Genomic DNA, 1,299 nt, shown 5'->3' with positions numbered 1-1,299 from the left:
GAGGGGGTCACCGGTCTGGGACATGTGCTGCTCGACGAGCTGTTGTGAGGTGAGCAGGGCGTCGAGGGTGTGGGCGATGGGCAGTTCGTCGCGGGTGAGGATGCGCAGGCCCGCGTCGGTGATCCAGCGGCGCAGGGTGCGGCGGGCGGTGTGGTGGTGGGCGGTGGCGAAGATCTGGGGAAGGAGGGCGTCAAGATCGGCCCCGCCGAGGCGGGCGGCCTGGGCGGTGGCCAGGCGCAGGGCCTCTGCTTTGAGCAGGGTGCGTCCGGGATCGGTGAGCTCTCCGGTCTCCTCGCGCACCGTGAGGGTGCCCTCGGTCCGGGTGAGTGTTTCCAGGGAGGCGTCGGGGGCGGTGGGAGAGATGTCTCCCAGGGTGGTGTCGCGGATGTGGCCGCTGTAGCCGGAGTACTCCAGCATGTCCAGGGCCCGCAGGATGTCACCCGTGCTGGGGTTGTCGCGGCCGGCGAGGATCGCGGCGATCAGTCTGGCATTCACGCTGCCGTAGTGCAGGACGTGGGTGTCGGCCGTGATCTTCGCCATCCGCAGGCGGTCCACAGACGTCACGGGCTCGTCGTCGTCGACGCCGTCCAGATCACGTGCCCCGGTCTGAGGTGAGGCATCGTGCGGGATGCCGGCCATGTCCAGGTACTGCTCGACGAAGGCCACCGCCCGCTCACCGGCGTGCCCGAACAGCACCGTCGCGATCTTGTCCACCTGGGCCTTCGACTCGCTCACGGCCTGCTGGTATCCCAGCTTCACCGCCCAGCCGCCCAGGACCGTCACCGCACGCGCCGTCAGCCGCCCCCCGTCCCACACCGGCACTCCCGCCCGCCGTGTCAGTTCATCCGCCACGGAGCCCGACCGCTCACCCTCGTTCTCGCCGGGCGGCCGATCCCGTACACCAAGCGCCGTGGGCACTTCCCGGTAGATGCCGTGGAGTTTGGTGAGGCCGCCGAGGATCTGAGCCCTGGCCGGCGGCTGGTGAGGCCTGAGCCACTTGCCCAACTGCTCGACAGGCACCGCCAGTCCGCCCGGGGTCAGCGACAGCAGCAACAGCAGCTCGTTCCGCTCCCGCGGCGCAGTTTCCCCCGGCTCCGCCCGCAAGACCCGGTCCAGATGTTCCACCAGCACCGGATACTCATGGACTTGCTGCCCCCAGCTCTCCAGCAGCTCCGCGCGCCGCCGCCGCACCTCCTGCCCCGTCCGCCCGGCGAACCACCGGTGCGCCTCGGCATCCGCCGCCTGCTCAAGCACACGCAGTCCCGCGACGGTCAGCTCCTGCGCCAACGACACCGCCGA

Annotated in this window: 1 protein-coding gene; it reads right to left on the bottom strand. The window is 70.6% G+C overall.

What is annotated here, in order from left to right:
- Positions 1–1,131, bottom strand: a 1,131-nt coding sequence (locus ACFUJR_RS39320) for a hypothetical protein (protein WP_383451311.1), incomplete at its 3' end; no start/stop codon positions are given.
- Between the last annotated feature and the right edge of the window lie 168 nt (positions 1,132–1,299).

This window comes from Streptomyces sp. NPDC057271, from assembly GCF_042668715.1.
GTDB lineage: Bacteria > Actinomycetota > Actinomycetes > Streptomycetales > Streptomycetaceae > Streptomyces.
The sequence above is the reverse complement of the archived record's forward strand: the minus strand, read 5'-3'. Positions and strand labels throughout refer to the sequence as shown.